General features: G+C 64.1%; 25 protein-coding genes. 9 read left to right on the top strand and 16 right to left on the bottom strand.

Features of this window, described 5'->3' with window-relative positions:
• Position 1 precedes the first annotated feature (1 nt).
• From MYSTI_RS16185 to MYSTI_RS16160, 6 genes are read right to left on the bottom strand one after another with little or no spacing between them, the layout of a single operon-like run.
• Positions 2-835 carry a hypothetical protein gene (locus MYSTI_RS16185; protein WP_015348846.1) on the bottom strand — a complete coding sequence of 278 codons (834 nt, stop codon included), beginning with the start codon at positions 833-835 and terminating at the stop codon, positions 2-4.
• Positions 836-844: 9 nt separating this feature from the next.
• Positions 845-3,475 (bottom strand): phage tail family protein, encoded by a 2,631-nt coding sequence (locus tag MYSTI_RS16180; protein WP_015348845.1) that lies wholly within the window; start codon positions 3,473-3,475, stop codon positions 845-847.
• Positions 3,476-3,478: 3 nt separating this feature from the next.
• Entirely contained in the window at positions 3,479-3,658 is a 180-nt protein-coding gene (locus tag MYSTI_RS16175) for a hypothetical protein (protein WP_015348844.1), read from the bottom strand.
• 14 nt (positions 3,659-3,672) lie between these two features.
• On the bottom strand, positions 3,673-4,056 hold the full coding sequence (locus MYSTI_RS16170; protein ID WP_015348843.1) for a phage tail assembly chaperone: 384 nt from the start codon (positions 4,054-4,056) through the stop codon (positions 3,673-3,675).
• A 35-nt stretch (positions 4,057-4,091) separates the two neighbouring features.
• Positions 4,092-4,517, bottom strand: a complete 426-nt coding sequence (locus MYSTI_RS16165) for a phage tail tube protein (protein WP_015348842.1) — start codon at positions 4,515-4,517, stop codon at positions 4,092-4,094.
• Positions 4,518-4,528: 11 nt separating this feature from the next.
• Positions 4,529-4,915 (bottom strand): hypothetical protein, encoded by a 387-nt coding sequence (locus MYSTI_RS16160; RefSeq protein ID WP_233278289.1) that lies wholly within the window; start codon positions 4,913-4,915, stop codon positions 4,529-4,531.
• A gap of 172 nt (positions 4,916-5,087) precedes the next feature.
• On the opposite strand from MYSTI_RS16160, the gene MYSTI_RS43110 reads away from it, so the two are divergent.
• Positions 5,088-5,801: a hypothetical protein gene (locus MYSTI_RS43110; RefSeq protein WP_015348840.1), complete on the top strand. Its 714-nt coding sequence runs from the start codon at positions 5,088-5,090 to the stop codon at positions 5,799-5,801.
• A 447-nt stretch (positions 5,802-6,248) separates the two neighbouring features.
• Here MYSTI_RS43110 and MYSTI_RS16150 read toward each other — a convergent pair whose 3' ends face one another.
• From MYSTI_RS16150 to MYSTI_RS16130, 5 genes are read right to left on the bottom strand one after another with little or no spacing between them, the layout of a single operon-like run.
• A complete protein-coding gene (locus MYSTI_RS16150; protein ID WP_015348838.1) occupies positions 6,249-6,572 on the bottom strand; it encodes a hypothetical protein in 324 nt (107 codons plus the stop codon).
• On the bottom strand, positions 6,572-7,231 hold the full coding sequence (locus tag MYSTI_RS16145) for a hypothetical protein (RefSeq protein WP_015348837.1): 660 nt from the start codon (positions 7,229-7,231) through the stop codon (positions 6,572-6,574). Before MYSTI_RS16145 ends, MYSTI_RS16150 begins: the two co-directional genes overlap by 1 nt.
• 3 nt (positions 7,232-7,234) lie before the next feature.
• Positions 7,235-7,678, bottom strand: a complete 444-nt coding sequence (locus MYSTI_RS16140; protein WP_015348836.1) for a hypothetical protein — start codon at positions 7,676-7,678, stop codon at positions 7,235-7,237.
• A 27-nt stretch (positions 7,679-7,705) separates the two neighbouring features.
• The gene (locus MYSTI_RS16135) at positions 7,706-8,809 is read right to left on the bottom strand and encodes a phage major capsid protein (RefSeq protein WP_015348835.1); all 1,104 of its coding nucleotides are present in this window, start codon (positions 8,807-8,809) and stop codon (positions 7,706-7,708) included.
• Positions 8,806-9,474, bottom strand: coding sequence for an HK97 family phage prohead protease (locus MYSTI_RS16130; protein WP_015348834.1), 669 nt, complete (start codon positions 9,472-9,474; stop codon positions 8,806-8,808). Before MYSTI_RS16130 ends, MYSTI_RS16135 begins: the two co-directional genes overlap by 4 nt.
• Positions 9,475-9,624: 150 nt before the next feature.
• Between MYSTI_RS16130 and MYSTI_RS41795 the strand changes: the two genes are divergently transcribed.
• Together MYSTI_RS41795 and MYSTI_RS41790 are read left to right on the top strand one after the other, a co-directional pair.
• Positions 9,625-10,533, top strand: a complete 909-nt coding sequence (locus MYSTI_RS41795; protein WP_169558637.1) for a TIR domain-containing protein — start codon at positions 9,625-9,627, stop codon at positions 10,531-10,533.
• A 17-nt stretch (positions 10,534-10,550) separates the two neighbouring features.
• Positions 10,551-11,243 (top strand): adenylate/guanylate cyclase domain-containing protein, encoded by a 693-nt coding sequence (locus MYSTI_RS41790; protein ID WP_015348832.1) that lies wholly within the window; start codon positions 10,551-10,553, stop codon positions 11,241-11,243.
• Positions 11,244-11,259: 16 nt separating this feature from the next.
• Here the strand turns inward: MYSTI_RS41790 and MYSTI_RS16125 are convergent, their stop codons facing one another.
• From MYSTI_RS16125 to MYSTI_RS16105, 5 genes are all read right to left on the bottom strand, one after another.
• Positions 11,260-12,543 carry a phage portal protein gene (locus tag MYSTI_RS16125; RefSeq protein ID WP_015348831.1) on the bottom strand — a complete coding sequence of 428 codons (1,284 nt, stop codon included), beginning with the start codon at positions 12,541-12,543 and terminating at the stop codon, positions 11,260-11,262.
• A gap of 8 nt (positions 12,544-12,551) precedes the next feature.
• On the bottom strand, positions 12,552-13,967 hold the full coding sequence (locus tag MYSTI_RS16120) for a terminase large subunit domain-containing protein (protein WP_015348830.1): 1,416 nt from the start codon (positions 13,965-13,967) through the stop codon (positions 12,552-12,554).
• A complete protein-coding gene (locus MYSTI_RS44625) occupies positions 13,957-14,199 on the bottom strand; it encodes a hypothetical protein (RefSeq protein ID WP_233278288.1) in 243 nt (80 codons plus the stop codon). Before MYSTI_RS44625 ends, MYSTI_RS16120 begins: the two co-directional genes overlap by 11 nt.
• 400 nt (positions 14,200-14,599) lie before the next feature.
• Positions 14,600-14,908 (bottom strand): hypothetical protein, encoded by a 309-nt coding sequence (locus MYSTI_RS16110; protein WP_015348828.1) that lies wholly within the window; start codon positions 14,906-14,908, stop codon positions 14,600-14,602.
• Positions 14,908-15,627 (bottom strand): sigma-70 family RNA polymerase sigma factor, encoded by a 720-nt coding sequence (locus MYSTI_RS16105; RefSeq protein ID WP_044280526.1) that lies wholly within the window; start codon positions 15,625-15,627, stop codon positions 14,908-14,910. The genes MYSTI_RS16110 and MYSTI_RS16105 overlap by 1 nt, the downstream gene beginning before the upstream one ends.
• A 723-nt stretch (positions 15,628-16,350) precedes the next feature.
• On the opposite strand from MYSTI_RS16105, the gene MYSTI_RS16100 reads away from it, so the two are divergent.
• The 6 genes from MYSTI_RS16100 (at position 16,351) to MYSTI_RS43105 (ending at position 25,105) form a co-directional block, all read left to right on the top strand.
• Positions 16,351-18,651 (top strand): VapE domain-containing protein, encoded by a 2,301-nt coding sequence (locus tag MYSTI_RS16100; protein WP_015348826.1) that lies wholly within the window; start codon positions 16,351-16,353, stop codon positions 18,649-18,651.
• A gap of 6 nt (positions 18,652-18,657) precedes the next feature.
• Positions 18,658-19,515, top strand: coding sequence for a DNA-methyltransferase (locus MYSTI_RS40775; protein ID WP_015348825.1), 858 nt, complete (start codon positions 18,658-18,660; stop codon positions 19,513-19,515).
• A complete protein-coding gene (locus tag MYSTI_RS41785) occupies positions 19,505-20,953 on the top strand; it encodes a PD-(D/E)XK nuclease family protein (RefSeq protein ID WP_015348824.1) in 1,449 nt (482 codons plus the stop codon). The genes MYSTI_RS40775 and MYSTI_RS41785 overlap by 11 nt, the downstream gene beginning before the upstream one ends.
• A 248-nt stretch (positions 20,954-21,201) precedes the next feature.
• Entirely contained in the window at positions 21,202-22,818 is a 1,617-nt protein-coding gene (locus tag MYSTI_RS16085) for a DEAD/DEAH box helicase family protein (protein ID WP_233278287.1), read from the top strand.
• A gap of 135 nt (positions 22,819-22,953) precedes the next feature.
• A complete protein-coding gene (locus tag MYSTI_RS16080; RefSeq protein WP_015348822.1) occupies positions 22,954-23,943 on the top strand; it encodes a PD-(D/E)XK nuclease domain-containing protein in 990 nt (329 codons plus the stop codon).
• Positions 23,936-25,105 (top strand): hypothetical protein, encoded by a 1,170-nt coding sequence (locus tag MYSTI_RS43105; protein ID WP_015348821.1) that lies wholly within the window; start codon positions 23,936-23,938, stop codon positions 25,103-25,105. The genes MYSTI_RS16080 and MYSTI_RS43105 overlap by 8 nt, the downstream gene beginning before the upstream one ends.
• Positions 25,106-25,116 lie beyond the last annotated feature (11 nt).

Below are 25,116 nucleotides of genomic sequence, written 5' to 3'. Positions count from 1 at the left end.
CTCAACGCTCCTGCAACTCGAAGTCGAACTCCTGGCCCAGCACGAAGCCACCGTCCTGCCACCACTGCACCGCTCTCCCCTGCCCCATCCGCCCCAACACCACACGCGGCTCGAACAGCGCGCGGCCCGAGGCCAAGTGGTATGGGTACGGCGCGCCGAAGGGCTGGCCCGCACTGAACCAGGGCGACAGCCACGAGGACGGCATCACCCACGGCAGGACAACGACGTCATCCACCAGCAAGGCCGCGTTGTTGGGGTTGAAGAGGCCACCAGCGGAGCGCGGGAGGATTCGCAGCGTCACATCCCCACCGGGCAAGGCACCCGCGTCGTCCACCACCAGGGCGCCCTCCGAGGAAGGGACTGCGTCACCCTGGCCGTTGCTCGCGATGAGATGACCCGAGCGGTGGACGAAGTGAGTCCAGTGGGCCGTCCCTTCCAGCTTCCACCAGTAGGCAACCGTCCACCTCGGCCCGAGCGCCACGGGAAGCGTGATGCTGGAGCTGACGGACATGCGCAGACACGCGCCAAACCGCCCTCCCGCCCAGACACTCATCGTCCCAACAGTGCCGCTCGGCAGAAGGAAGGTGTTGCTCCGCATCCCCACATCGAAGTTCCAGACGTGCCCCTCGCCCTTGAGGAGTCCCCGGTACGCGCGAGCCTCTTCCTGGGACAGCGGGCCCGTGTTCCCCGCGTAGGTGATGACTTCGCGCCGCTCGCTCGTGCGTAGCCACCCGGAGAACGCGCGGCGATGCTCGCCCAGCAACGTGGGCGTGTACGTCAGCCCCCGGTCAGCGAGGACAGGCAAGGGAATCCCTGAGAGGGTGAGCGCGGACATGGGGACTCCTCAGACGGGTGAATAGCGCGACGACGGACGGATGCGGCTGCCACTGGTGCGAAGGCTCGTGCGTTGCTGGCGCAGTTCCTCGTCCCGGCGCGTCTGCTCCATGGCCGCGTCAATGTCGTAGCCGACAATGTTGTAGGTGATGGGCACCAGGCGCCCCGCTTCGCTCATGCGCATCCCCACCATGCGCAACATCCGGTCCATGACTGCAATCAGCTCCGGAGGTAGAGGCACCCCGGCACTCTGAATGGGCGTGGCTCGGTGCTCGTCCTCGTCCGGCACGTCCACATCCTCGGGCATGGTGCTCTTCGGTGGCGTCCGTGTCGGGGGACGCGTGGGCCCTTCCTGCGCATTCTCGGACTCGAAGGTGCGCAGCGCCCGCTTCCAGGCGGACGGGACGTTGGTCATCGCCTCCGTGGCGCGCGTCACGGCGTCCGTGTGCTCGCGGACCCGCGCCGCCTCCTCGGCCCGCGCCATGGCCGACTCCCACGTCATGTCTTGCAGCGCGTCGAAGGACTCGCGCATGGCGTCTGTGTCCACCCGCAGGCTGTCGAGGCTCCGAGCGAAGCGCGCCAACCCGTCGAAGCCCGTCCACGAGACAAGGCTGCTCAATGCGCGGATGACTTTCTGCACCGCACTGACGATGAGATTCCAGACCCAGCCAATCGCCCGCGCCACGGCGAGGATGACCATGGCCACGAACTTCAGCACGCCAAACAGGGCCTTCATCACCGGGCCCACCAGTTGGCTCAGTGGGTCATGAATCAACATGAACACCTTGCCCAACTGCGCGAAGAGAGGCGCGAGCCCCTCCAGCAGTTGTCCGATGAGCGCGAGAGGTGCCGCCAGCGGCTCAATCGCGTTCGCCAGCATCTCGAAGACGGGCGTCAGGCTGGAGAAGAAGGCGTCGATGATGAGGGAGATGGCGCCGAGCAGGGGCTGGAGCGGCTCCAGGAGCGTCCCGAGCGCATCCGCCACCTGTTGGATGATGCCGTTGGTGACCTCTATGACATCCTTGAAGCCCTTGGACTGCATGAGCAGCTCCGCCACCACGGCGATAATCGCCCCGTAGGCCCCGCCCGCCTGGAAGCCCTGGAGCCCCGCGTTGATGAGGTCCGCCAACTGCCCCAGGCCGCCGAGGAAGCGATTCACGAGGGCTTCCCGGGCCGCCTGCATGGCTTCGCTGGCCTTCCGCATCGCGTCCTTGGCGGCATCGGCCAGGGCCTCGGCTTCACGCCGCATCAGCGCGAAGGAGGCGGCCCCCGCGGCCTCGTCCACGCGAATGCTGGCGACGAATTCGCGGTGTGACTCCTCGGCGGCCTGGCGCTGGAGGTTCGCCAGCTCCCGCTCTCGCGCGGCCTCCTCGCGTGCGGCATCTGCCAACGCCCCCTTGTCCGTGGGCTGGCGAATGCGCGCCTTTCCTTCCCCTGAGAAGATGCCGGTGATTCGCTCCACGAGCGCGTCCATGGACTCGGTGATGCGGTCCAGCATGAGGGCCTGGGCGATGTCAGCCCCCAGACGCTTGGCTCCGTCCGAACTGGAGCTCAATCCAAAGGCCGCGCCCTCGGCCAGCGTCCGCCCGGCATCGGCCACCGCCGAGCCCACCACGCCCGCCACGTCCTTCGCGCCCATCCAAAGCACCTGGACGCCTTGGCCCAACGTGTCGAGGAGCTGCTTGCCCGTGAGGGTGGACACCGACGCGAAGGCGTCCGCCAGCTCATTCAGCCCCGCCGCCCTGGCCACCGGCTCCAAGAGGCGCGAGACACCGCGCACCAGGGCCGCCACGCGCTCCAGCATGAAGGCGGCGGCGCGCTGGAGGAACTCCCCGAGAGCCGAGAAGGCGCTGGCGAAGGCATCGGCAATGCGCGCGGCCAGCCGCCCCAGCTTCTCCCCAAGGTCCCGGAAGAAGTCGGCAAGGCCCGTGCTGGAGTCCTTCCAGGCCGCGTAGACGGCACCCGCCAGCAGCACCACGCCCGTCATGGCGGCAGCCACGGCGGCGAGCGGCACCAGCAGCGTCCCGAAGGACAGGGCCAGGCGCGCGAGGCTGCCTTTCACGTTGGGCGCGCTGGCCACCATTCCGCCCATGGCCTGCGTCACCTTGTCCATGGTGCCCGCGAGCGAGGCCAGGGCCATGGACTTGTTCATCGCGTTGACGGCGGAGAGCAGAAGGCCAAAGCCCGCCGCTACGGCCTCAACCCCACCGGCCACCTTGGACATCGCCATCAGGGCGAGTCCCGCGCCGCCCACCCAGACAGCCATGTCCAGGGCCGTGGCCTGCACCCCGGGCGAGAGGGACTGGAAGCTGGCCACCATGCGCTCCAGCCCATCGGCCACACGCTTCACCACCGGCATCAGCGCGTCGCCAATGTCGGCGGCCAGCGTGTAGAGCAGCGAGGTAATCCGCTCCACCTCCTCGGCCATGGCGCTGTTGGATTGGGACGCGGCGGCCACGGCACCCGCGAGTCCCGCCGCCACCACCGCGCCAATCTCCCCGAGGTCCCCCGCCTTCTCCTTCACTTCCTTGGCGGCCTTCTCCACGCCCTCCACCAGCTTGGCCAGATTGGCCATGGCCCCGCCAATGGAGGCCGTCACGGACACATAGAGGTCACCTACTTTGAGTCCGCCGCCAGACATGCCTCACCTCTTCGGACGCTTCCGGTACACCGTCACCTGTGGGGCTCCCGCTCGCGCGCCCACATGAGGACGGCCCGCGCGCAGCTCCTCGGCCTCCATGTCGCAGAGGGCCAGCAGGTGGACGACGTCGTCCCATGCCCACCCGCGCACCGCGTCCGGAGACTGGCCCGTCAGCTTCACCACCCCATGCAGGGCCTTCAGCTCGGGGTGGTCTCGGAGTTTCCCTTCGCCGTCTCCAGCGTCGGACCCGCGAAGGCCAAGGCCAGCTCGCCCTGAACTTCCTCCAGCCAGGGCTCGTTCTTCACCGCTGGAACGTCCTCCGCAGTGAAGACGCGCGTCGCGGTGCCTGGGAAGTACAGGCAACACGCGGCGATGCGGGCAATCATCATCATCCCCGCCGCTTCATCCACGGGCTGGCGATTGTCGCCCATCTCCCCGGCGGCGCGGGAGGCGGACAGCACATCCATCTTCTCGCCCAGCGTGGGACGGCAGATGTCGAACTCGGCGCCATCCAGGGTGACGCGCTTGTGGAGGGCTCGGCGGGTGCCAAGGGGCTTTCGGTGCATGACAGGTGCGGACATGGATGTCTCCTCGAAGATGTGGAAGCGAAGGCCCGCTACACCGCGACGGGCGCGCCCTGGCCGGTGAGGGTGGCGGAGAAGGTGACGACGTCCGTGGAGCTGCGCCCCTCTTCGTAGGACGTCACCGTCACGGGGTAGCGGTAGCCCTGGCTACCCTGGGGCGCCGTCTCGTCCTCGATGATTGTGAAGAACACCGTGGCATCGGACTCGAAGGAGTCGCGGAGAACCTTCTGGGGAGCGCTCCCCTGGAAGACGTGTCCCGACAGGGGGATGGTGAATGACTTCAGGGTGCCCTTGCTGCGCTTGTACCCGTCCCCTCCGAAGTAGTTGGAGTCGACGGTGTCCTTGGCGCGGTTGACAGGCGCTTCCGTGACACCGTCCAGCGCGTCCACCTCGGTGGGCGCGGTGTTCGTGGCGCGGATGTAGAGCTTGTCGAAGAAAGCCTCTCGGGGTTGGGCCATGGGTGTCTCCTTCAGTGCGAGGGAAAGCGACGGGCGAGGAAGTCCTCGAGGACAGCGGCAACACGGCGGCGAGCGCGCCCCCGGGCACGCCGGAAGGACTTGCGCAGGAAGTGGGAAGGCGGATTGAAAATCTGCTCGCCCCAGTGCCAGCCCTCGTGAATGGGACCGGCGGATGGGTGCGAGTAGCCCGCAGTCCAGGTGGTGGAGAGGGGAGGCCCGAGGTTGTAGCGAGGACCGTCGAGGAAGGCCGTATCGCGCAGGTGTCCGTCAGCCCCATCCTTGCCTACTGGCACCAGGAACAGGGAGTAGTCGAGGGCGAGGCGCGCAATGTCCCGGCACGGCACGTCCAGTGCGCGCAGCACCTCGGAGGGTGAGCGGCACAGACGTGCCAACTTCACGACATCTACTTTGACTCGAACGGGCATCCCACTACTTCTTTATGGGGACGCTTTCCGCGAGTGGCCCAGGCAGACAACGTCAACGCCGTCCAACGCGGTTGACAAGCCTTTCTCAGGGCGAGAGCATTAGTCACCAGACCCAGGCAATAGCGAACAGCCAAGGAGCCTCGACGTGGCAACCAACACCCAAGCAATTCTAGAAGACATAGATCGAACTCTGCGCGAGGCAGAGAACATTCGCACAAAAACACACGCATACCACACTCGAGGAAACGCTTGGACGGATACTGCGCCCGAATTGATAACGGAGACCTTGAAAGACACAGGAGACCTTACACGAGCATGCCTAATGCTCGCATCGGCCATCGCCCGGTACGCTTCGCCCAACTCTCCCTTCCGGACGCAGACGAACGCGATACTGGGGACGTATGGCTCCTCCAGCGACGACGCCCGCGAACAGCTTTCAGGAGCACTGAGGGGCATTCGCCACGAATACGAGCACGGCCTACTCAATTCAGTAACCGAACTGATTCATCGAGATGTGTTTTCGGACTTTCTCGAAATGGCCCACCACCTGGCAGAAAAGGGGTTCAAGGACCCAGCCGCCGTTGTGGCCGCAGGCGTCCTTGAGCAACATCTACGCCAGCTCGCACAAAAGCACACCATATCCCTCCTCAAAGACAACGGAGAGAACAAATCAACAGAGGCAATTAACGCAGAACTAGCCAAGGCTGGGGCCTACGATCTGCCGACACAGAAAGAGATAACCGCGAAGCTCGCACTACGCAATCAAGCAGCTCACGCCATGTGGGACAAATACGAACTCCGGCAAGTATATATCTTTATCGACTGGGTTCGCTTTTTCATCACCAAGGTCCCCGCATAGCGCGAGCCGCCATCTTAGATGCTCACCCCAAATGAAAGACGTATCCAACACCAAAATTAAGCACCCAACGGTGCCGATCCACTCCGTCCGTCCCCAGGTACACCGGGGCGCTCTCCTCGGCACGAACGGCAACGCCCATCAAGTCTGGGGTCTGATTGAGCACTGAGAAGACGGCGAGCGCGAGAGATTGCCCGCCTTGGAAGTCCTCGCGTTCCGAGCGAATGCGTACCTGGCACCCAGGGGACAGGTACGCCTCGCGTCCCAACCCCAAGTACGGAAGAGGCCCCGCGCCCCCCGTCACCACCAGCGCAACGGCCCTATCCGGCACACCGCCATCCACCTCGGGCATGGGGGCCGTGAAGAGGTTGGCGCCTGAAGCTGGAGACCGGACCAAGCCGAACCCCGCCGCCTCCAGCACCGCCGCCAGCTCCCCGGCAAGTTCTCGCGTCACAGCCACACCTTGCGGAAACGCACCACTCCATCTCCGTCCACCAGTTCGTCCACGCCGAGGGGGCGCCGCGCCCGGTTGAAGTCGGCCACGTCCTCGCCCGGCAACCAGAGGCGGTGTTGCAGTCCCAGCAGCGCCTCCGTGTAGATGACATGGGAAGCAAGCGTTTCGTTGCCACTCGCATCACGGATGAGTCTTCGGCTCGGCTGGACGCGAGCCCGTGCCGAGGACACCGGCCCCACCGAGGGCTTGCCGTGCGCGTCCCGTCCCAGCACCAGGGCGAAGAAGATGCGCTGACGGAACCTGTCCGAAGGCGAAGCCATCAACTCACCCGATAGAGGACATAGGGCGCGAGGAGGGCCTGCGCGGCCCCTGGGATGGGACTCTTTCCCTCGGCGTTCGCCGCGAAGTAGCTGACGCTCCAGTCCCCGATGGACTCACTAGCCACCATCGCGTCCACTCCACGCGAGCGATAGAGCTGAACGGCCGTGAGGACGGCGGCCTCTTGCACGTCCTCGGGGAGCGTCACGACCAGGGAAGAGTCGAGCGCTCGCTGTCCCGGCGTCACATAGCCCCCGTCGTAGACGACGCGGATTCCGTCCTCACGCCCCTCGAAGTCTCCAAGCACCCCCGACACGCCGCCGCCCGCGCGCACCGTCGACCGCCACACACCGAGCCTCCGTCTCAACATGCCCGACGCGGCCAGCCCTCCGGCAAGCTCGTATTCCTCCGAGGGAACCAGGTGGCCGCCCTCCCAGACTCCAGACACGGACACGATGGGAGGGCGCTCCAACAGCAGCAGCGGGCGCTCGTAACCCGCTGGATACTCCACGAGTCCCGAGCCCTGCTCGAAGACTCGGCCGCAGTAGCCCGCCACGGCGCGGCTCGCCGCCGTGACGAGCGACTCCACGCGCGGCGACAAGGGGATGCCCAAGTCGTCCGCCACCACCGAGGCAAGGCACAGGTCCGCAGGAGAGGCCATGGTTCACCGCACGGGGAACTCGTCAGCACCGCCCAGCACCAGGGCCGCGCCCCATTGCGCGGTGTCCGTGCTCGCCGCCGACAAGTCGGGAGTCACCCTCATACGTAGGAAGCGCTCGCGGTTGGCGACGCGCAGGTCAACCCGGAAGCAGAAGCTCTGAGGCGCGGCGCCTCCGGCCGCCACCGTCACGGCATTCGCCAGCGTCTCGTCCGCGCCGAACGTCGAGCCGTCCTCGGACTCGGCCACCTTCACCGTGACCTTGAGCGTCTGGCCCGCCGCGCAATTGGTGGTCCCCGTGAAGAGGAGCTGCGCGGAGTCGAAGCCGTTGCGATCCACTGCGCCGCTCGCCACCTCGACGGCATCGCCCGAGCCACCCGCCGTGAGCGCTCCACCAGCAACACCGACGGCCTTGTAGAAGACTTGGAAGTCCTGCGTGTTCGCGTGCATGTCGTGTCTCCTGGTGAGGCCGCGGGCTCAGTAGCCCTTTCGCTCCGAGAACGCCTTGTCGTGCCGCAGCTTGAAGTCTCCACGACAGATTCCCCGGAGCGTCGTCTCGTCGTACTCGGCCCGGGTGTCGTGCTCGGACAGCACGAACTCCGTGTCCACGCCGTAGAGCAGTTGGTCCCACGTCCCGAAGAGGATGCGACTCGGCGCAATCCGCGTGGACGCCTTGTAGGGGAAGCCACGCAAGGTGCCCCGACTGAGCATCTCGTCACGGAAAATCCAGGTGCCTCCATCCTTCAGACCGAGCAGCTCCGTTTCGCGGGTCGGGTGCAGCAGGAAGCCGGGGCGCCGCAGCTTGATGTTCGCCTTGAGGACGTCCTCCACCATTCCATCCACGTCCGCGATGTAGTGGTTCGCACTCGTCCCACTCCGAGCCTTCGAGTGCGAGGAATCGAGCTGCGCGAGGACGCCCTTGGGGTTGGGGCCCTGCCCGTCACCGTTGATGGCCGAGTCGTCCATGCCGTCCGCCGCCGCTTCGCGGACGTCCTCGGCCACTCCCGCGTCTCCCACCCTCGGGTTGCGCAGCAGGTCGTTCGAGATGTCCGCGAGAAGCATGGCCTTGTGGGCCTTGAGGACCACCTTCCCGTGGGAGGGCTGGGACTTCTCCACCTTCTCTCCCTCGCCAATCCACTTGAAGGTGACGCTTCCGGTCTTCTTCCCGTAGTGCAGCTCCCCCTTGAAGGGCACCGTGCGCGCGCCCAGCGCGAGGACGACGGAGTCCGGACGGAGGAACTCAATCATCTCTTCTGCCTCCTGCACCGGCACCAGCACGCCCGCCGAGCTGAAGACGCTCTCCTGCACCGCCTTCTGGACGTCGGAGCCACCGAAGCGCTTGGCCTGCTCCAGCACCGCCTCGCGCGTGGGGTTGCGGCCCGCGTTCACCACTGCCTTCAGGTACGCGCCGAAGTGGTTCAGGTTCTTCAGAATGCTGGGCGCCTGGCTGTCCTCCGGCTTGGACTTCGCGCCGAGGAGACTCGCCAGCCCGTCACGCTGGCCCTTGGCCTGCTCCATGAGCTGCGCGGCCACGAGGGGCCCCAGGGACTTCGCCACTTCCTGCATCTGTTCGGGGGTCATCGGTGCGTCTCCAAGGTGAGGTGCTGCAAGAGGGACTCGGCCGTGTGCCTGGCCAGTGCGTTGACGTCGGGGACGGGTGGCGGCGCGGCCTTGTTCCGCTCGCGCACGTCGAGGGCAGCCACCACCGCCCTGGCTACGTCCTGGATGAAGCCGGCGCGTTCGTCGGCCAGCTCCTTCACACGCACCGCGCGCTGGTTGCCTGGAATCGTGACGACGGAGATTTCGAGTAGCTCTTGCTGCTCGCAATCGAAGCCGCCGCGCTCGTTCTCGTGGTAGCGGTGCATGAGGTAGCGCACCGACACGGCATTCAGTATGCCCCGCGCCACCTTGCTCTCGACCTTGCGCGCGAAGTCGTCTTCCTGGTCGAACTCGATGTCCACCAGGAGGGCGTCGCCCTGGACGTAGGCGCGCCCCTTCCCGATGGGCAGGACGTCCTTGCGGCCTGTCCCGAAGAGACCACCGGAACCGTCGTCGTGGTTGTAGAGGACGATGGGGTTGGCGTTGAATGCGTCCAGCATCCAGCCCTGGACGCTCAACCGGTCGTTGTACCGGTCGAAGTCGCCGTCATTGGCACGGAAGGTGTAACGCCTCGGCGCGCACTCGGCGGGCTCCGGGGCGTCCTTCTGAACGGTGAAGAGGCGGGCTCTGGCGAGAGGGCAGGGCATTCACCTCTCTCTATGGGGGCTCTTTCTGCGAGTGGCCCGCGCGGCAGTCATTGCAGGATTCATGCCCAGAGACGCCCACCCCATGAACATCAATGGCAGCATCTTGCCAGAGGCCTGCCCTGCTGCTTAGCTCCCTCGCATGGGGGAACAATGAAGGCTCGCTATGAGGGTGACAAAGGGAAGCGGATACTCATTGAAGCACTGATGCAACAGGCAGTCGTGCAGCATGATCCTGCGCTTGCCGAGGGCCTCGCCAATATTGGAAGCCTGATTGAGTTCAAGGCCGGCGACGTAATCATGGCCCAGAACGATATTGACAACAGCATCTTCTTTGTTCTCTCGGGAACAACCTCTGTCTTCATCAATGGCCGCCACGTCGCCGACAGAGGCTCACGCGAAGCTCTCGGGGAAATGGCCCTTATCGATCCGTCCGCCCCCAGAGCGGCAACCGTCAAGGCCAAAGACCCCGTAGTCGCAATGAAGATACAAGAGCCAGACTTTCATCAACTGGCTGATGCCCATCCAAGAATCTGGCGCGCCATGGCCCTCGTCATGGCTCAAAGACTCAGACAGCGAAATAGCTTTTATCGCCCCCCCAACGAGCACCCGCTGATGTTCTTAGGCTCGTCAACAGAAGGACTCTTGATCGCCAAGGAAATACAGCTAAACCTAAAGCACACCACAACCGTTCGCATTTGGACGAATGGGGTTTTTGGTCCTTCCGGAGTTCCTGTTGATGACTTAATCAAGCAGGTGGACGCATGCGACTTTGCCGCTTTCGTATTCGGGCCGGATGACACCACCATAAGTAGGAAAGAACTCCTTGACGCCCCGCGAGACAATGTCGTTTTTGAACTCGGGCTTTTCATGGGGCGCGTTGGAAGAGAGAGGGCATTCATAATCAAAGAACAAAGCACTGAGATAAAGATACCCAGCGACCTGCTTGGGATTACCCCAATCACATATATCGCAAGACCTGGAGACAAGGATCTCTCGGCGGCGCTTGGGCCAGCCTGTACCGAAATCGAAAACGTCATCAAACGAGTTGGCACGAGATAGACACGGACTTCCCTCAAATGGCACTGAAAGACGATCTCAATTCCGAAGTGGTGGCGATCTTTAAGACTGACTGGAAGAAGAGAACTGGGCAACAGGTCCCCGAACCAGAAGATATTGCACTAGGAAACGATGCTGTTGAACTCGACGCCACAGTTTTGTATGCCGACTTGGCGGAATCCACGGAACTCGTAAATGATTACAAGGCACCCTTCGCGGCAGAGATATACAAGACATATCTAGTGTGCGCATCAAGAATCATCAAGGCCGAGGGCGGAACAATCACTGCATTTGACGGCGACAGAGTAATGGGCGTCTTCATTGGAGACACCAAAAACACATCGGCCGTCAGGGCAGCACTCAAAATCGACTACGCAGTAACTAAGATTATCAATCCAGCACTCAAGGCACAGTATCCAACGAGCACGTACGAGGTCCGACAATCAGTTGGTGTAGATACAAGTACTTTATTTGCAGCTCGAACTGGCATCCGAGGGTCTAATGACCTTGTCTGGGTGGGGCGAGCAGCGAATTACGCAGCAAAACTCTGCTCTTTGCGTGAGGGAATCTACACATCATGGATCACATCATCCGTATACGACGTGATGCATAGTGAGGTGAAGATCACCAATGGTACTTCCATGTGGGAGAAACGACACTGGACTGCTCGAAAGATCGATGTCTATCGGTCCTCATGGCAAATGACGCCATGACCACTCGGGACGAAATTTACCCCTCAACTTCGAGTGGAGACTGGCCCGGCAGCGGAAGAGGGTACCCCTGCCGACTCGGGTCCGGCCGGAGTCCCGCCAACTCGCGCCATTCATCGTAGCTGAAAGCCTCCGGCATCGTGCCCATCACACGGAGCTGATGCTCGCGGTCCGCCGGCACGGGACTGTCGTAGTCGAGGATGGCCCCTTCGTCGCCCAGCAGAGACATCAGTCGCATCTGGTACTCGGTGCGCAGGAACTCCATGCGTGGAAGCGTCGCCTGTTCCGCGAGATTCTCCCGCGCCGCGAAGGCCGTGGCCTTGTTCGAGCTGGAGATGTCTCCCACGATTTCAGGAGGCACCCGGAAGGTCATCCGCACGAAGTCCATCAGGAAGCGGCGCAACTCCACGAGCTGCATGTCCTTGAAGCTCGTGTCCAGCCGAGCAAACGTCACCTTCCCACTGGTGATGAGCAGCTTCCCCGCCTTGTCTGGGCCCTGGTGCTCGCGGGCCAGCGACTCTTTGAAAGTCCTCGCACCCGCGCTGTTCGCATCCGACAGGCCCTCAATTGAGGCGATGGCAGGCGGCAGCATGTTGTTCCAGAAGGACGTCTTGAGGAACCGAGCCACGTACTCGTCCGTGTCCAGCTCATCCCCCAGCGCGTAGGCAGGGCCGATGCCGCGCCCCAGCGGGTCCTCGGGGTCCAGGTTGCGCAGATGCAACACGTCGCTGGCCGGAATTTCCCGCGACACCTTGCCCACCGTCACGGTGTACATGCGTTGCTCGCGGGGCACGTCCAGGGCGGGCAACCTCGTGACGGTGCTCGGAGGCACCGGCCAGAAGCCCACCGGCACCCCACCCACGCGCTCCAGCACCAGAAACGCCTCGCCCACCAAGTCCAGGTACACCTGAACGAGCTTCGTCACACTGCGCCCGGTGAGATGGTCGTTGGGGTCCGAGAGCAGCTTGAGGACGGGATGGTCTGGGACCTCTTGCGCCTCCCCCGCCTCCAGCATCGCCTTCAGCCGCCCGGCGCGTACCTCGCGCGAGGCGCTTCGCAGCGCGTAGTCCTTCACGGGCTGCCCGTCCTTCTGCACGCGGCGATAGACGCGCCACTGCACGCCCGCCACCGAGTCCGCCACCACGTCCACACATGCGCGCAACCACGGCATCTCGCGGTATGCGGCGAGGAGCTGCGCCGTTCCCCGACGCGGCGGCGCCTGTTGCCAGCGCGCCAGCTCCAGCCCTGTCCCCTTGCGCGGCTCGCGACCCACCGCCGCCTTCATCCGGTCCCAGAAGCCCATCGCCACCCTCACAGACAGAAGAAGGAATCCGCGAACACCAACTCGTGAACGCCCCACAGCAGGGCATCCACGCGGTCATCGCGGCGACCGTTGACGCCCGAGAATTTGGACAACTGGAGCTCGAGCTTGGGGAAAGTGCCCACCAACTCAATGCGCCCCGTCTCGGCCAACGCGCTCACAGGCTCGGCACGTTTGCTCTTCGCCTCGCGGGCGCGCACCGGCTTCACGTTGACGTGGACACCCATCTCCGAGGCCACGGTCTGAATCGTCGTCTCCACCATCTCCCCGCCCGAGTTCACCTCGGCCACCAGGGAGTCACACCCGAAGGCCAGGTACTCACGGATAGCAGCGGCGGCCCACTCGCGCGGAGAGCCCCGGAGGCTTGCGTCCTTGAGCACGGAGACACGCTTCAACGGCACGCCGTCCGTCCCAAGGAGCGGACTGCTTCTCACTCCCTGGACGATGATGCCCGTCTCGTCCGAGCCCGTCTCGCTCGTGGGCGCAGGGTCCACGGAGACGATGCGGCGGTCCAGCGCTCGGGCGTACTCATGGACATCCGCATCCACCCTGCCCCACCGCGCCGAGCCGAAGATTGCGCCTGGCACGTCCATCAGCAGCTTGCCGAGCACCTCCTGTTGTCCCCAGCGCGTGTTCATCAGCGCGCGCATGGTGGCCACGGCACTCGGCGCCAGGTTGGCGCGGTTGGCCAGTGACGAGCCCGTGCGCAGCACCACCCCGGGCCGGAGGGTCTTCGCTTCCGCGTCGGAGAAGAGCAGCTCCTCCAGCTTCCGCAACGGGCGAGGGGTTCCCGTCAGGAGGAGCTGGGGCGGATTCGCAGCGGTGCCGATGCGCAGAACCATCGGGAGCTGGTCCAGCGCTGCCATTTCATGCTTCCAACTCGCGGGCTCATCGCCCCAGGCCCAGCCGCAGTTGGGCCCGCGCAACCGGTCCGGCTTATCCGCCGAGTAGCAGATGGCATAGACGCCGTTGGGCCACGTCACGCGCCGCTTGCTGGGCTCGTACACCGGCATGAACCACGGGGGCGACAGGGCGAGGATGCCGCTGGAGCCACGAATCATGGTGTCGCGAACATCCGCAGCAGTTGGGCCGATGAGGGCGCCAATCGTCTTGGCCTCGCGGGCCTTCTGAATCACCCACCGAGCGCCCGACCAGGTCTTTCCAAAGCCCCGGCCCGCCATGATGAAGCACGTGGCGAATGCGACTGGCGGCATCTGTTCGCGACGCGCCCAGAAGTCCAGGTCGTGAACGAGCGTCTCAACCTCGGGATGCGTCAGCCGCCCGAAGAGACGCGCGAGGCCCTGGCGAGTACGCGCCTGTTTCACCAGGAAGGAGGCCGGGGACTCATCCGGGGAGAGCTGGTCCACCAGCACCGAGAAGCGCGAACGCCGGGGCTCACAGTGCATCGTCGCCCCCGTCGCTCGGAGATGCCCCGGCATCGTCCGGGAGGAAGCGCCCAAGCCTGTCCATCAGCAGCTCGCGCAGGGCTCGCTCATCGGCGGCCTTGTCCTCGGGTGCCTGCACCTCGACGTTGTCCCTTCGGCCGTAGAGCTCTGGGAAGCGGCGCGAGAGGAGCCACTGGACGTGCTTGGGGTTGTGCGAGGCCGCAGACATGAGCATGTCCGTGGCGGACTGCATGAACCTCGCTTCCGATGCGCTGACCGCGAGGTGGAAGTCTCGGTACGCGCCGCGCTTCTCGTTCGCGCCCCGGTGAAACCACCGCGAGAGAGTCTGTTCATTGATGCCGACAAGGCCCGCCACAGCGCGACGGAAGAGGCCGCGCTCAAGGTGGCCGCAGATTTCGGCCTGCAACTCAGGGGTCAGCTTGGAGGGAGGTGCCATTCCTCAAGGGAATGGGGGCGGATGCGCGTAATTTCGTCGCGTCACGCCCGACACATCGGGGGGCCCTGGCGATTTTCAGAAGATTTTTCGAGTGTGGGGGTCCGCCGAGCAAGACAGGAATTGGGCCCGCGCCCAAAATCCGGACCCGGGGGGCTCGCTAAGTCCAGCCACAGGTTTTTACATGTAGGACAAGATCTCACCGAGCCACCCGAGCCAGCCGCTCGTTGCAGGCCATGAGGTCCGAGCAGCACACCCGCCAGACGCGCGAGAAGGCCCCGTCCTCGCACGTTTCAGTGACGTCCAGCCTCCCGCGCCCCTTGCGCACCAGGAAGCCACAGAGGGCGCACCGGGCCGCGTACCGGTTGCGACGCAGCTCCGGTGACCTGTCCTCGCACGCGAGGTGACGCGCTCCTGTCTCCAGCGTGTAGACGATGCGCTCGCCCTCCAAGATGGGCGCGCCACACGCCGCGCACAGCCCGCCCTGTCTGGAGACGAGCACCGGCATCAGCTCCCCCTCTCCGCCAACTTGCGGCGCAGGAGACTGCGGGCACGCGCCAGCAGTGCATCGAGACGCCACCGCGGAACACCCCACTCGCTGGCAACATCGCGGATGCTTTGCCGCGTGCGCCCCAGGCCATGGACCCGGCACACCAGCTCGCGCAGCACGGGCTCCATGTCGGCCAGCGCATAGTACAGCCGCGCCACCTGTTCGCACGTGGAGAGCAGCTCCTCCACCGTCATGAATTCCATGGCCAACGCCGCGTCATGGGATTCCGTCACGGACCCCGAAAGCGCCTCCTCGGGCCTGTCCCGGCTGATGACCTCGACGGGCGCAACCACCGTGCGGCTCCGGGTTCGGCCCCGCTGGGCAGCATCCGAGGGACGCACGTCCGCAGCCTGAAGCCGGACATGCTCTTTCAGGGCGCGCCGCGCACGCCACGTTGACCAGGACAGGAAGCTCTGGCCGCCCTTCTTCTCCGGCAGGTACGTCCCCAGGGCCTTGAAGACTTCGATGCTCGCGACCTGGACGAGGTCATTCTCGCCCAACGTGCCGCGCGACTTCGCGAAGCGCCGCGCCAGCACGCGAAGCGCAGGTGCCATGCGCCGCAGCAGCTCATCCGACAGACGCCGTGCTGAGAAGCGCGAGCCCTCTTCGTTGAGCCGAAGAATCTCCAGCGCCAACCCCTCCACCTCGAGCGCCAGCGTGGATGGGACATCCCTCATCTGAGACTGCTTCAGCGTGCGACCGTCCTTGACGCTGCGGCTTCCCTCGGTCGGCTGCGACGGGCGACTACCACGGCACTGCATTGATTCCCCCTTCGACTTGAGACAGGCGCGAGAAGCCATGCCGATGACACAAGTGAAAACACGAGACAGAGCAAGACATCTGCCATTTCACCAAACGCGAAGAGGGATTCACCGAAGGCAGACTCTCGACAAGCAAGAATAAGACATCGACATCCCGGGCTGCCGGGCTCCGTCGCTCAATGGCGAAGCGAAGCCAGCGCCGCGCGACGCATGGAACATGGCGGAACTGACAAGAGGTGCGCGACAGAGGGGCATTGCGGTGCGGAGTGCCATCGCCTTCTTCAATGGGGACACATTCCGCGCGTGGCTCATGAAACAGAAACCACCGAATGCTTGGCTAGCGGCATGGACTGGCCCCACCAGAGCAAGCCCAACCACCACACACTCATCACACCACTTCTCCTTCTCTTCATAGAGAGAAAGAGAAGACTAGTAGCCGCGCGTACGCGCGCGTACCCCCTATAGAGCTATAGGAAATGGAGCCGTTCGTGTGGTGCATGTGTGTCGGCACTTCACGCACGCACGCCAATTTCTGAAACATGCACGAAAGCGCCCCCATACACCTGGAGGGAGGCCCCATGACGTCCGCGCAGCGCCACGGCGGCACGCTTCACACCTCCACGAAAGGACACTTCAACCATGAGAGTCGCCTTCTACGAGTCCGCGCAAGACAACGTGCCGCGTGTCGAGGATGTCACCTGGCCGCAGCTGCGCGCCCTCTTCACCACTCACCGCCGAAGCCAGTGCCCTCAGTCTCCCTGCCCCAGCCGATGCCCCGCCAAGAATGGGCCCGCGTGGAGCCCTGTCGACATCTCCGAGAGACGGCGCAACGAGAACGTCCGCGCGGTGACGCTGGCCGTCTTCGACCTGGACCACCTCACCGCCGAACAACTCGCCCCTCTCGATGAGCTGGAGCGAGGTGGCTACGCCTTCGCCCTTCACTCCACCCACAGCCATCGGCCCCCTGACTACTGCCTTCGCCTCATCATGCCGTTGAGCAGGCCCGTGCTGCCTCGCGAGTGGCCCGCAGTGCGCACCGCCGCCCTCGCCTTGCTGCGCGTCCCCGCTGACCCCGCGACGAAGGACCTGTCACGCCTCTACTACCTGCCAGACGCCCCCGAAGGCGCCGAGCCCTTCGCGGAGAGCACCGATGGACGCCCTCTCGACGTCGACGAGTTGCTGGCCTCCGCACGCGCGGGACTGCCCGTCACCGCCTCCCCCTCGGCGCCGTCCGCGCCCATGGACGCGGCCTCTACCACCACGGACCAGCACCACCTCGGCTCGCTGCTGCGACGCCACGCGCGTCCTGAGAACAAGGCGCTCATTGGTCGCGTGCTTCGCGGTCAGCCCCTCGCGCCACGAGGGAGCCAGGACACCACACTCCAGCAACTCATGAGCACGGTGGCCTTCTGCCTGCCCACTGACACGCCGGACGCGGCCATTGTCGAGCTCCTGCGGCCTTGCTACGCCGCAACGGACTGGGAGCAAGGCACCGAGCACCTCATCTCCGAAGCACTGAAGAAGCTGCACCGCGCACGAGTCCGGAAGACGGAGCGCGATGCAAAGCGCCTCGTCGAGCACCAGGCACTCTGGGAGCGCCTTGGCATCTCAACCCGCGCCATCACCTCCACCTCGGAACTGACGCCCACCGACGAGGGACAAGCGGACCCAGATGAATGGATGAAGCAGCTCGTCACCTACGAGACGCGGGAGGAGACGCGGCTGCGCAACCTCGAGGCGAACATCTACACCGTCCTCCTCCATGCGCCCGAGTGGCGAGGAGCGCTGCGCTTCAACGAGGTGACGAAGGAGCTCGAGCTGTCGGGCAGCCCTCTGCGTGCGGATGTCCGCCCAGACGAGCTGGACAGCGAAATCGCGGTCTGGTTCCAAAACAGCGAATACGGCCGCCTCGGCCTCAACCCCAAACCCTCTCATGTTCGCGAAGTCTTGCGGATTGTCGCAAGGCAGAACGCCTATGACCCGCTGCGCGATTACCTGGAGGGGCTTGTCTGGGACGGTAAGCCGCGAATCGACACCTTCTTGGAGCGTTACCTCGGCGCGACAGGTGACACCGAGCACCTCCGCACCATCGGCCCCAAATGGCTCATCAGCGCCGTGGCCCGCGCACTGCGTCCGGGATGCAAGGTGGACACGGTGCTCATCCTCGAAGGCCCCCAAGGCCTCCAGAAGTCCACCGCCTTCCGCATCCTCGCGGGTGAGTGGTTCAGCGATGCGCCACTCGACATCGGCAACAAGGACTCGGCTGCGCTCGCCTCTCAGTTCTGGGTTCAGGAGATGGCCGAACTGGAGACGGTGCGGCGCGCCGCCGACGTCCAGGCCCTCAAGGCCTACGTTTCGCGTAACGAGGACATCTACCGGCCCCCTTATGGCCGAGTGACGGTGCGCACGCCGCGCCGCTGCGTCCTCGTGGGCACCACCAACAGCGAGGAGTACCTCCGCAATGACCCCAGTGGTTACCGCCGCTGGTGGCCGGTGCGCTGCACCTCTATCGACATCGCGGCACTGAAGCAGGACCGCGCCCAGCTCTGGGCGGAAGCCGTGGTGCGCTTCCACCAGGGCGAGCAATGGTGGCTCACCGAGGACCAGGCCGAGCGCGCCGAGGCCCAGGCCAAGGAGCGCAGCGAGACGCCCAACGACGGAAAGAGGGACGCCATCGTCCAGTGGCTCACGCGGATGTCCCCGGCGCGGCGTCCGGCAGAAGTCCCGCTGCTCCAGGTGGCGGAGGAGGCCCTCGGTGTCCCGAAGGGGCAGCTCAACGCGGCGACAGACAGGGAGATTGCCAGCGTCCTGAGAGACTTGGGCTTCCGAAACCGGATTCAGTGCGTGTCTGGAGTGCGCCGCCGTGTCTGGGTTGTTCCCGAGGCGCTGCGCAACGCACCGGAGGAAAAGCCCGCCACCGCTGGCCACCGCCCCCATTGAGGGGAGGTGAAGCCTGTTCACGACACCCACCACGCCACGCTGTTCTCCGGCAACTGCGTCGAGGTGATGGCGTCGCTTCCCTCGGGAAGCGTCGACGCCATCATCACCGACCCGCCCTACGCGGAAATCAACCGCGAGTACGGGCGGCTATCGGAGCCCGACTGGCACGAGCTCATGCGCGCTGTCGTTGGCCAGGTGCGGCGGGTGCTCAAGCCATCGGGCTCCGCCGTCTTCATCTTGCAGCCCAACAGCGAGCACGTGGGGCGCATGCGGCCATGGCTCTTCGAGTTCATGGCCTGGACGTCTCGGGAGTGGAACCTCGTCCAAGACGTCTGGTGGTGGAACGTCAGCACCCCACCCACGGGGAGTTGCCAGCGAAAGAATGGGCTCATGCGTCCCTCGGTAAAGGCGTGCGTCTGGCTCGGTGCGCCCACGTGCTACCGAAACCAGGATGCCGTCCTGTGGACGCCCTCCGAGGCCATGGCTCGGGTCAAGCACGCCAACCGAGCTCTCCGCGTGTCTCCCTCTGGGCTGTCCGTCCGGGCGGGGAGAATTGCCGACACCGTCGCGGAGCGCGGTGGCGTCACCCCATACAACCTCTTGCCGATTCCCAACTCCAACAGCGTTTCCAGTGGCGGCGCCAAGGGCCACGGTGCGGCAACTCCCGAGGTCCTCTGTGACTGGTGGGTGCGCTACATCACTCGACAGGGAGACATCATCCTGGACCCGTTCTTCGGCTCGGGCACCGTAGGGGCCGCGGCGCTGAAAGCCGGGCGCTCCGTCGTCGGAATTGAGCAACACGCCCCCTACGTCGAGATTGCTCGGCAGACCCTCGTCTCGGCGGAGGCGAACCATGGAGGCTGATGCCGCGCAGCTCGAGGCACCCCGCCGCCGTGCGGTGGACGGGGGTGCTATCAACTTCCTCTCCATCTTGCAGCTGAAGCAATTCAGCCTGTGTCAGCGCAGCTGGTACTTCGCGAAGGTGTTGCGACTGCCCGAGCCTGAATCCAAGGCGCAAGCCCTGGGCATCAAGGGGCACGCACAACTGGAGCACTACCTACGCACGGGAGAAGACGTCCTCGGCGACATCGCGCGCGCTGGCCATCATCTGCTTCCGACGCCGGGCTCGGACCTTCTGGTTGAGGAGTCCTTCGGCACGCCCTCTCCCCTGTCGGCGGATGGAGTCCCTTTCATCGGGCACATCGACCTCATCAACCCGCGTCGACTCGCGGATGGAGTGCTGCGCGTCACGGACCACAAGTTCTCGTCCCACGTGGCTCGCTACGGGGCCACGCCCGCGCAGTTGGTGGACGCGAGCACCGAGGCCGGCTTGCAGATGGTGGGCTACGGCGTCTGGGCAGCTCTCTCAGTTGAGCGATTCCCTAGTGTCCGCGTGCTGGAGCTGGAGCACCTCTACTTCCAGACGCGCGGCGCGCGACGTGCAGAGAGCGTCCTCGCCAGGACGAGCACCGAGCACGTCACGCACGAATGGACAGAGAAGGTTGTCCCCATGGTGCGCCGCATGCGCGAAGTGGCCCGAGCCACGCGCAGCGCGGACGCGCCTCCCAACTTCGGTGCCTGCGAGAAGTTCGGCGGGTGCCCCTTCAAAGAGAAGTGCCTTTCAGGAGGTCCCACCGTGTCCCTGATGAATCGCCTCATCCTCAAGAACCAGGCCCCCGACACCGCCGCGCAACTCCCGCTCGCCCCGCCCCCTTCCGCCGCCCCCGCCGAGTCCCTTGGGACGTGCGACAGGTGCGGCGCGACGCTCACGCCGGAGAACACGAGCAAGCTCCGCTCGGGGGACGTGCTGCATGTGTCCTGCCCGGGTGCCGAAGTGGCCGCCGTGCTGCCCCCGGATGCCCCTGTCGCTTCGCCCACCATCTCCACGGATGGCGCGCCGAAGCGGCGTGGTCGCAAGCCCAAGGCCCCCGCCGCGCCCGGCGATCACCAAGAGTCCCCGACCATCGTCCCGATGGCCACGAGCCTCCAGAGCGAGCGCCTGCGCCTGTTCGTGGACTGCGTCCCCAACATGCCCGCCGCCTCCCTCGCGGAGTACGTGTCCAACGTGGCGTCCCAGGTTAGCGAGGCCGGAGGCGTCGAGGACCTGCGATTCGCAGGGGCGGAGAGCGCGCTAGGGTTCGGCAAGTGGAAGGGCGCGTTGGCCATGGCCATCCGCAGCACGCCTCCCGCCCCGGGCGCGTATGCGGCCCTTGGCCTTGCCCACTCGGAGCTCCTGCAAATCGCAGTGGAAGCTCTGGAGCCCCTGTGCGGGCCGGGTGACTTCGTGCGCGGTGCTCGCTGACCGGGGCTGGGATGCGGCTGCTTGAACGTCTAGGCGTCACGCCCTCCATTGTCCCGCCGAGCCAACCGGGTCCGCCGCCCCTGACAACAGCTCAGGTCTATGGGCGCTCTCCGGTGGGCTACTCGGCGGACCTCGGCCGCATCCTCGCGTTGCCACGGCGAGACTTAGCCGCGTCGTACACGGCGGCGGATGTCGAGGCGCTCGAGGCCGCGCTCCGCTCGCCGTCCCCACAGTGCAACTGCGCGAGCATGTCCCCACCGCGTCCGTGCCCGTTGCGATTGCGCCGGGTCCAGGCCCAGGCTCTCCTCGAAGCCTCGCGCGTCGGTGGACTCCTCGGGCCCATCGGCACCGGCCACGGGAAGGAGCTGACCACCCTCCTCATGCCCATGGTGATGCCGGGCTGTCGAGTGGCCGTCCTCTTCATTCCCGCTAGCCTCTTGCCCCAGTTCGAGTCCGAGTGGGGCTACTACGGCGCGCACTGGAAGTTGCCGAACCTCGCGGGTGGCCGGTGGTTCCGCGTGGGTCTGCCCGTCCTGCACGTCGTCACGTACAACAAGCTCTCCAGCCAGGAGGCCACGGACCTCCTGGAGCGTATTCGCCCAGACCTGGTCATCCTCAACGAAGCCCACAACCTCAAGGACCCGAAGGCGTCACGCACCGGCCGCTTCCTCCGTTACTTCGAGAAGCATCCACGGACGCGGCTGGTGGCTTTGTCCGGCACCTTCGCGTCCAAGAGCATCAAGGACTACGCGCACCTGTCGCGGCTGGCGCTGGGCGAGGGCTCTCCATTGCCGCTCGCGCACCACGTCGTGGAGGAATGGGGGACAGCCCTGGACCCGGGCAAGGTGGTGGCTCTACCCGGGGCACTTGAGCGACTGTGCGAGCCGGGAGAGCACGTCCGAGAGGGCTTCCAGCGCCGCCGCAACGCCACGTCCGGAGTGGTGGCCACCGAAGAGAGCGCCCTGGACAAGCCGCTCATCATCCGAGAGCGGAAGGTAGGCCCCGTGCCCGCGCAGCTCTTCGCGCTCATCGAGCTGGCGCACGCGGGCGAGCGTCCGGACGGAGAGCAATTCCAGGAGCAGCTCCAAGCTGTGGCGTGCGCGCGGCAGCTCTCAGCGGGCTTCTATCATCGCTGGCGCTATCCACGAGGCGAGCCGCACGAGCTGATTGAGCAGTGGTTCGCGCGGCGCAAGGCATGGAACAAGGAGGTGTGGGAGGAACTCAAGGGCAAGCGCCGCGAGCACCTGGACTCACCGGGGCTGCTCACCAAGGCAGCCCTCCGCGCGCACATGTCGCCGCCCTACGAAGGGGACAAACCCGTGTGGCATGCGGCAACGTGGCCGGAGTGGACGGAGATTCATGCAGCCGTGCAGCCCGAGCCCCAGGCCGTTTGGGTGTCGGATTTTCTGGTGAAGGACGCGGCGGAGTGGGCGCGCTCACGCGTGGGAATCGTCTGGGTCGAGTATCCGGAGCTGGGGGAACGCATCGCCAAGGAAGCAGGCGTGCCGTTCTACGGCGGGGGCACGGTCGCGTCCGAGGACATCCTCCGGGAGACAGGGAGGCGCTCCATCGTGGCGAGCATCAAGGCACACGCCACGGGGAAGAACCTCCAGCAGTTCTCTCGAAACCTCGTGGTGACGCCGCCCTCGGACGGCGCCGCATGGGAGCAACTCCTTGCGCGCACGCATCGGCCAGGTCAGCAGGCACAGGTTGTCGAGGTGGAGGTGTGCCTGCATTCGCAGGACTACGCCGCCGCGTTCGGCACGGCTCTTGAACGAGCGCGGTTCATTCAACAAACCGATGGTCAGTCCCAGAAAATACTCATGGCAAGATCAGATCAACCCCCAATCGACTGCGCCGGGTAAGAAAGGCCCCAGCCCACTGACGACTCCTTCCTAGACCCCCCTAGGGGACGCCACTACAGTTGCCTCCTGAACACGCATCTCGGTTGTTCGGCCTAGCTCTTTTGCGCCGAAAACCAACAGGAGGAAGGCAGAACCATGGGGGAGAATGTCAACACACAAAGGATGGCTGAAAAGATCTCCAAAGAGATCTTCACTCCTCTTGGATGGAGGACCATCCCTCCTCACAACGTAGATTGGCAATGCGTCACCCCAGAGCACCAAACTACCAAAGGCCGAGGAACCCATCCATCCGACGTCGTCTATCGCTACGAAGACCCATACAGCAACCAGACGATCTTCATCAACACAGACCTCAAGAGCTACGGAAAGAACACCATCACCAAATACAAGATCATTGAGGCAATCAACGATCTATCGAAATCCACAGATTGCGCTCGAAGGAGCGCCGACTGGCAGAGCAAGTACATACCCGAAGGAGTTCCCGCCACAACCATCGGGCTGCTATTCATCTACAACCACGACAACGAGTACGAATCCGAATTCGAGGCCGTTCTACAGGGCATTGAGCAACGCTCCATTGACATAGCCCCTGAACTCAAAATCTTTGTCTTTGGCCCCAGCGACATTAACCACGCGCTAAACCTAGTTCACGACATGAAAAACCTAGCGTTCGATGGACTGTTTACACATCCGAACGAATGCCTCTTCTTCTACCCACATCTAATCCGAAGAAGAGCCCGCATACAGCATACATCAGCACTCACCATCCAAGCCTTCACAGCCCCCTGGCAGGTCTACACCTTCAAGCGCCCCCAACCAGCAGACAAGACAAAGGGGCTCGTCATCTATGGTCGCGGACGAGGAGAGAGTGTCGACGAATTCAAGTACATCTTCGACTACCTATTTCGCTATCAATTGATCGACGAGGACACGGAGATACACCTCAGGCTTCCCAATGCCGTTCTCGGAGCCAACAGCATCTGCAAGGCAGCAGTCGAAACATACGCCTACGGAATCCCCATGGGCACTCACATCCACTCCCTGCTCTCCCAGATAAAGTTCGAGAAGCCCAACACGATAGTAGCTCAATTCAGCGCACTTCAAATCGGGATGTCCGATGACTAGATTCGCCAAGAACTCGCTTTACTACGCAGACGACAAAGACATCTACGACCTCCTGCAGAACCATCAAAAGACCGTAACCAAGCGCGAATTGCTTGAACTAGCTCGCTCGCGAGGAGTCTTCCTCTCCCATGTAGATTCATACGACGAGCTTGCCGACTTCATCTCCAGCCTAACATTTGACTGGCCGAATCTCTCGAAACTCTACGACCTAATCCACACCACCGATAGAACAGAGAAAACCACAAGCTCAGTACTCACATCCAAAATCACCACCCCCCAGCTCTCCAATATCCTGAACCACATTTCAAACACACGACAAGAAGACGGGAGCGAGGCATATCGAATCACACAATCGCCGAACGCAATCTCTGTCGAAGTCACCTACTCGGAGGTACCAGACCCTGCGCGCAGCAGACTTGAGCAACGACGCGAACGAAAACTGGTAATCCACGTCGAGACTAAAGACGACGGACTACATATCCGGCACGAGGCCAACAAGAAAGCCGAGGAGATAGTTTCCGCAATATCTACCGCAATTGAAAAGAAAACTGGCAACAAGGTAGAACAAGCTCGCATTGAACTCTCTGGCATTCGCTCTCCACAGGATCGCACCGCCTTCTTTCTTGCCCTCATGAAACAGGTGCGAGGCTACAAACTCTCAAACGTCACCGACGTCAGCGTGGATAAACTTGGAACAAATCCAGATGATGAAAGAAACTCCGACGAGCCACCCGAAGGCATCGAGCGAGTAAGAACCCGTGAAGACATCAAAATGACGGGCGTAGTCAAATCCTGGATCAAGGGGGAGAATCTCTTGCAGACAAAACATTACCAGGACTTGACGCACGACGAATTCTTCATCAGCCACGCCGTTTGGATTGTAGAGCGAGAGAAAGGCGCGCCGCAGCAGATCATCTTCGAAGCCGAGTTCGGAAACCCTCAAAGCGCAACCAACTTCAGATACGCGCTCAAGGGCACACGCGAGCCGCGAAAGGATGGCTATTGGAAGAAGACTATCACCCCCATAAAGGAAAGCGACAAGGGAGAATTGTCACTTCTCATAGAGGAGGCCGCACGAGTAGCGCTACGCATGATTACTTCGACAGCAACAGCAAGAACGGAAGCTCTTGCCGCTCCAGCCGCAGCTGGATCACGAGCTTAGCATGGGGACAC

This window comes from Myxococcus stipitatus DSM 14675 (genome assembly GCF_000331735.1).
Taxonomy (GTDB): domain Bacteria; phylum Myxococcota; class Myxococcia; order Myxococcales; family Myxococcaceae; genus Myxococcus; species Myxococcus stipitatus.
The sequence above is the reverse complement of the archived record's forward strand: the minus strand, read 5'-3'. Positions and strand labels throughout refer to the sequence as shown.

Excerpts from the sequence above, each read along its gene's own strand:
- MYSTI_RS16185 (WP_015348846.1), bottom strand. The coding sequence starts at position 835 with ATGTCCGCGCTCACCCTCTCAGGGATTCCCTTGCCTGTCCTCGCTGAC.
- MYSTI_RS16180 (WP_015348845.1), bottom strand. The coding sequence starts at position 3,475 with ATGTCTGGCGGCGGACTCAAAGTAGGTGACCTCTATGTGTCCGTGACG.
- MYSTI_RS16170 (WP_015348843.1), bottom strand. The coding sequence starts at position 4,056 with ATGTCCGCACCTGTCATGCACCGAAAGCCCCTTGGCACCCGCCGAGCC.
- MYSTI_RS16165 (WP_015348842.1), bottom strand. The coding sequence starts at position 4,517 with ATGGCCCAACCCCGAGAGGCTTTCTTCGACAAGCTCTACATCCGCGCC.
- MYSTI_RS16150 (WP_015348838.1), bottom strand. The coding sequence starts at position 6,572 with ATGGCTTCGCCTTCGGACAGGTTCCGTCAGCGCATCTTCTTCGCCCTG.
- MYSTI_RS16145 (WP_015348837.1), bottom strand. The coding sequence starts at position 7,231 with ATGGCCTCTCCTGCGGACCTGTGCCTTGCCTCGGTGGTGGCGGACGAC.
- MYSTI_RS16140 (WP_015348836.1), bottom strand. The coding sequence starts at position 7,678 with ATGCACGCGAACACGCAGGACTTCCAAGTCTTCTACAAGGCCGTCGGT.
- MYSTI_RS16135 (WP_015348835.1), bottom strand. The coding sequence starts at position 8,809 with ATGACCCCCGAACAGATGCAGGAAGTGGCGAAGTCCCTGGGGCCCCTC.
- MYSTI_RS16130 (WP_015348834.1), bottom strand. The coding sequence starts at position 9,474 with ATGCCCTGCCCTCTCGCCAGAGCCCGCCTCTTCACCGTTCAGAAGGAC.
- MYSTI_RS41795 (WP_169558637.1), top strand. The coding sequence starts at position 9,625 with ATGAAGGCTCGCTATGAGGGTGACAAAGGGAAGCGGATACTCATTGAA.
- MYSTI_RS41790 (WP_015348832.1), top strand. The coding sequence starts at position 10,551 with ATGGCACTGAAAGACGATCTCAATTCCGAAGTGGTGGCGATCTTTAAG.
- MYSTI_RS16125 (WP_015348831.1), bottom strand. The coding sequence starts at position 12,543 with ATGGGCTTCTGGGACCGGATGAAGGCGGCGGTGGGTCGCGAGCCGCGC.
- MYSTI_RS16120 (WP_015348830.1), bottom strand. The coding sequence starts at position 13,967 with ATGCACTGTGAGCCCCGGCGTTCGCGCTTCTCGGTGCTGGTGGACCAG.
- MYSTI_RS44625 (WP_233278288.1), bottom strand. The coding sequence starts at position 14,199 with ATGCAGTCCGCCACGGACATGCTCATGTCTGCGGCCTCGCACAACCCC.
- MYSTI_RS16110 (WP_015348828.1), bottom strand. The coding sequence starts at position 14,908 with ATGCCGGTGCTCGTCTCCAGACAGGGCGGGCTGTGCGCGGCGTGTGGC.
- MYSTI_RS16105 (WP_044280526.1), bottom strand. The coding sequence starts at position 15,627 with ATGAGGGATGTCCCATCCACGCTGGCGCTCGAGGTGGAGGGGTTGGCG.
- MYSTI_RS16100 (WP_015348826.1), top strand. The coding sequence starts at position 16,351 with ATGAGAGTCGCCTTCTACGAGTCCGCGCAAGACAACGTGCCGCGTGTC.
- MYSTI_RS41785 (WP_015348824.1), top strand. The coding sequence starts at position 19,505 with ATGGAGGCTGATGCCGCGCAGCTCGAGGCACCCCGCCGCCGTGCGGTG.
- MYSTI_RS16085 (WP_233278287.1), top strand. The coding sequence starts at position 21,202 with ATGTCCCCACCGCGTCCGTGCCCGTTGCGATTGCGCCGGGTCCAGGCC.
- MYSTI_RS16080 (WP_015348822.1), top strand. The coding sequence starts at position 22,954 with ATGGGGGAGAATGTCAACACACAAAGGATGGCTGAAAAGATCTCCAAA.
- MYSTI_RS43105 (WP_015348821.1), top strand. The coding sequence starts at position 23,936 with ATGACTAGATTCGCCAAGAACTCGCTTTACTACGCAGACGACAAAGAC.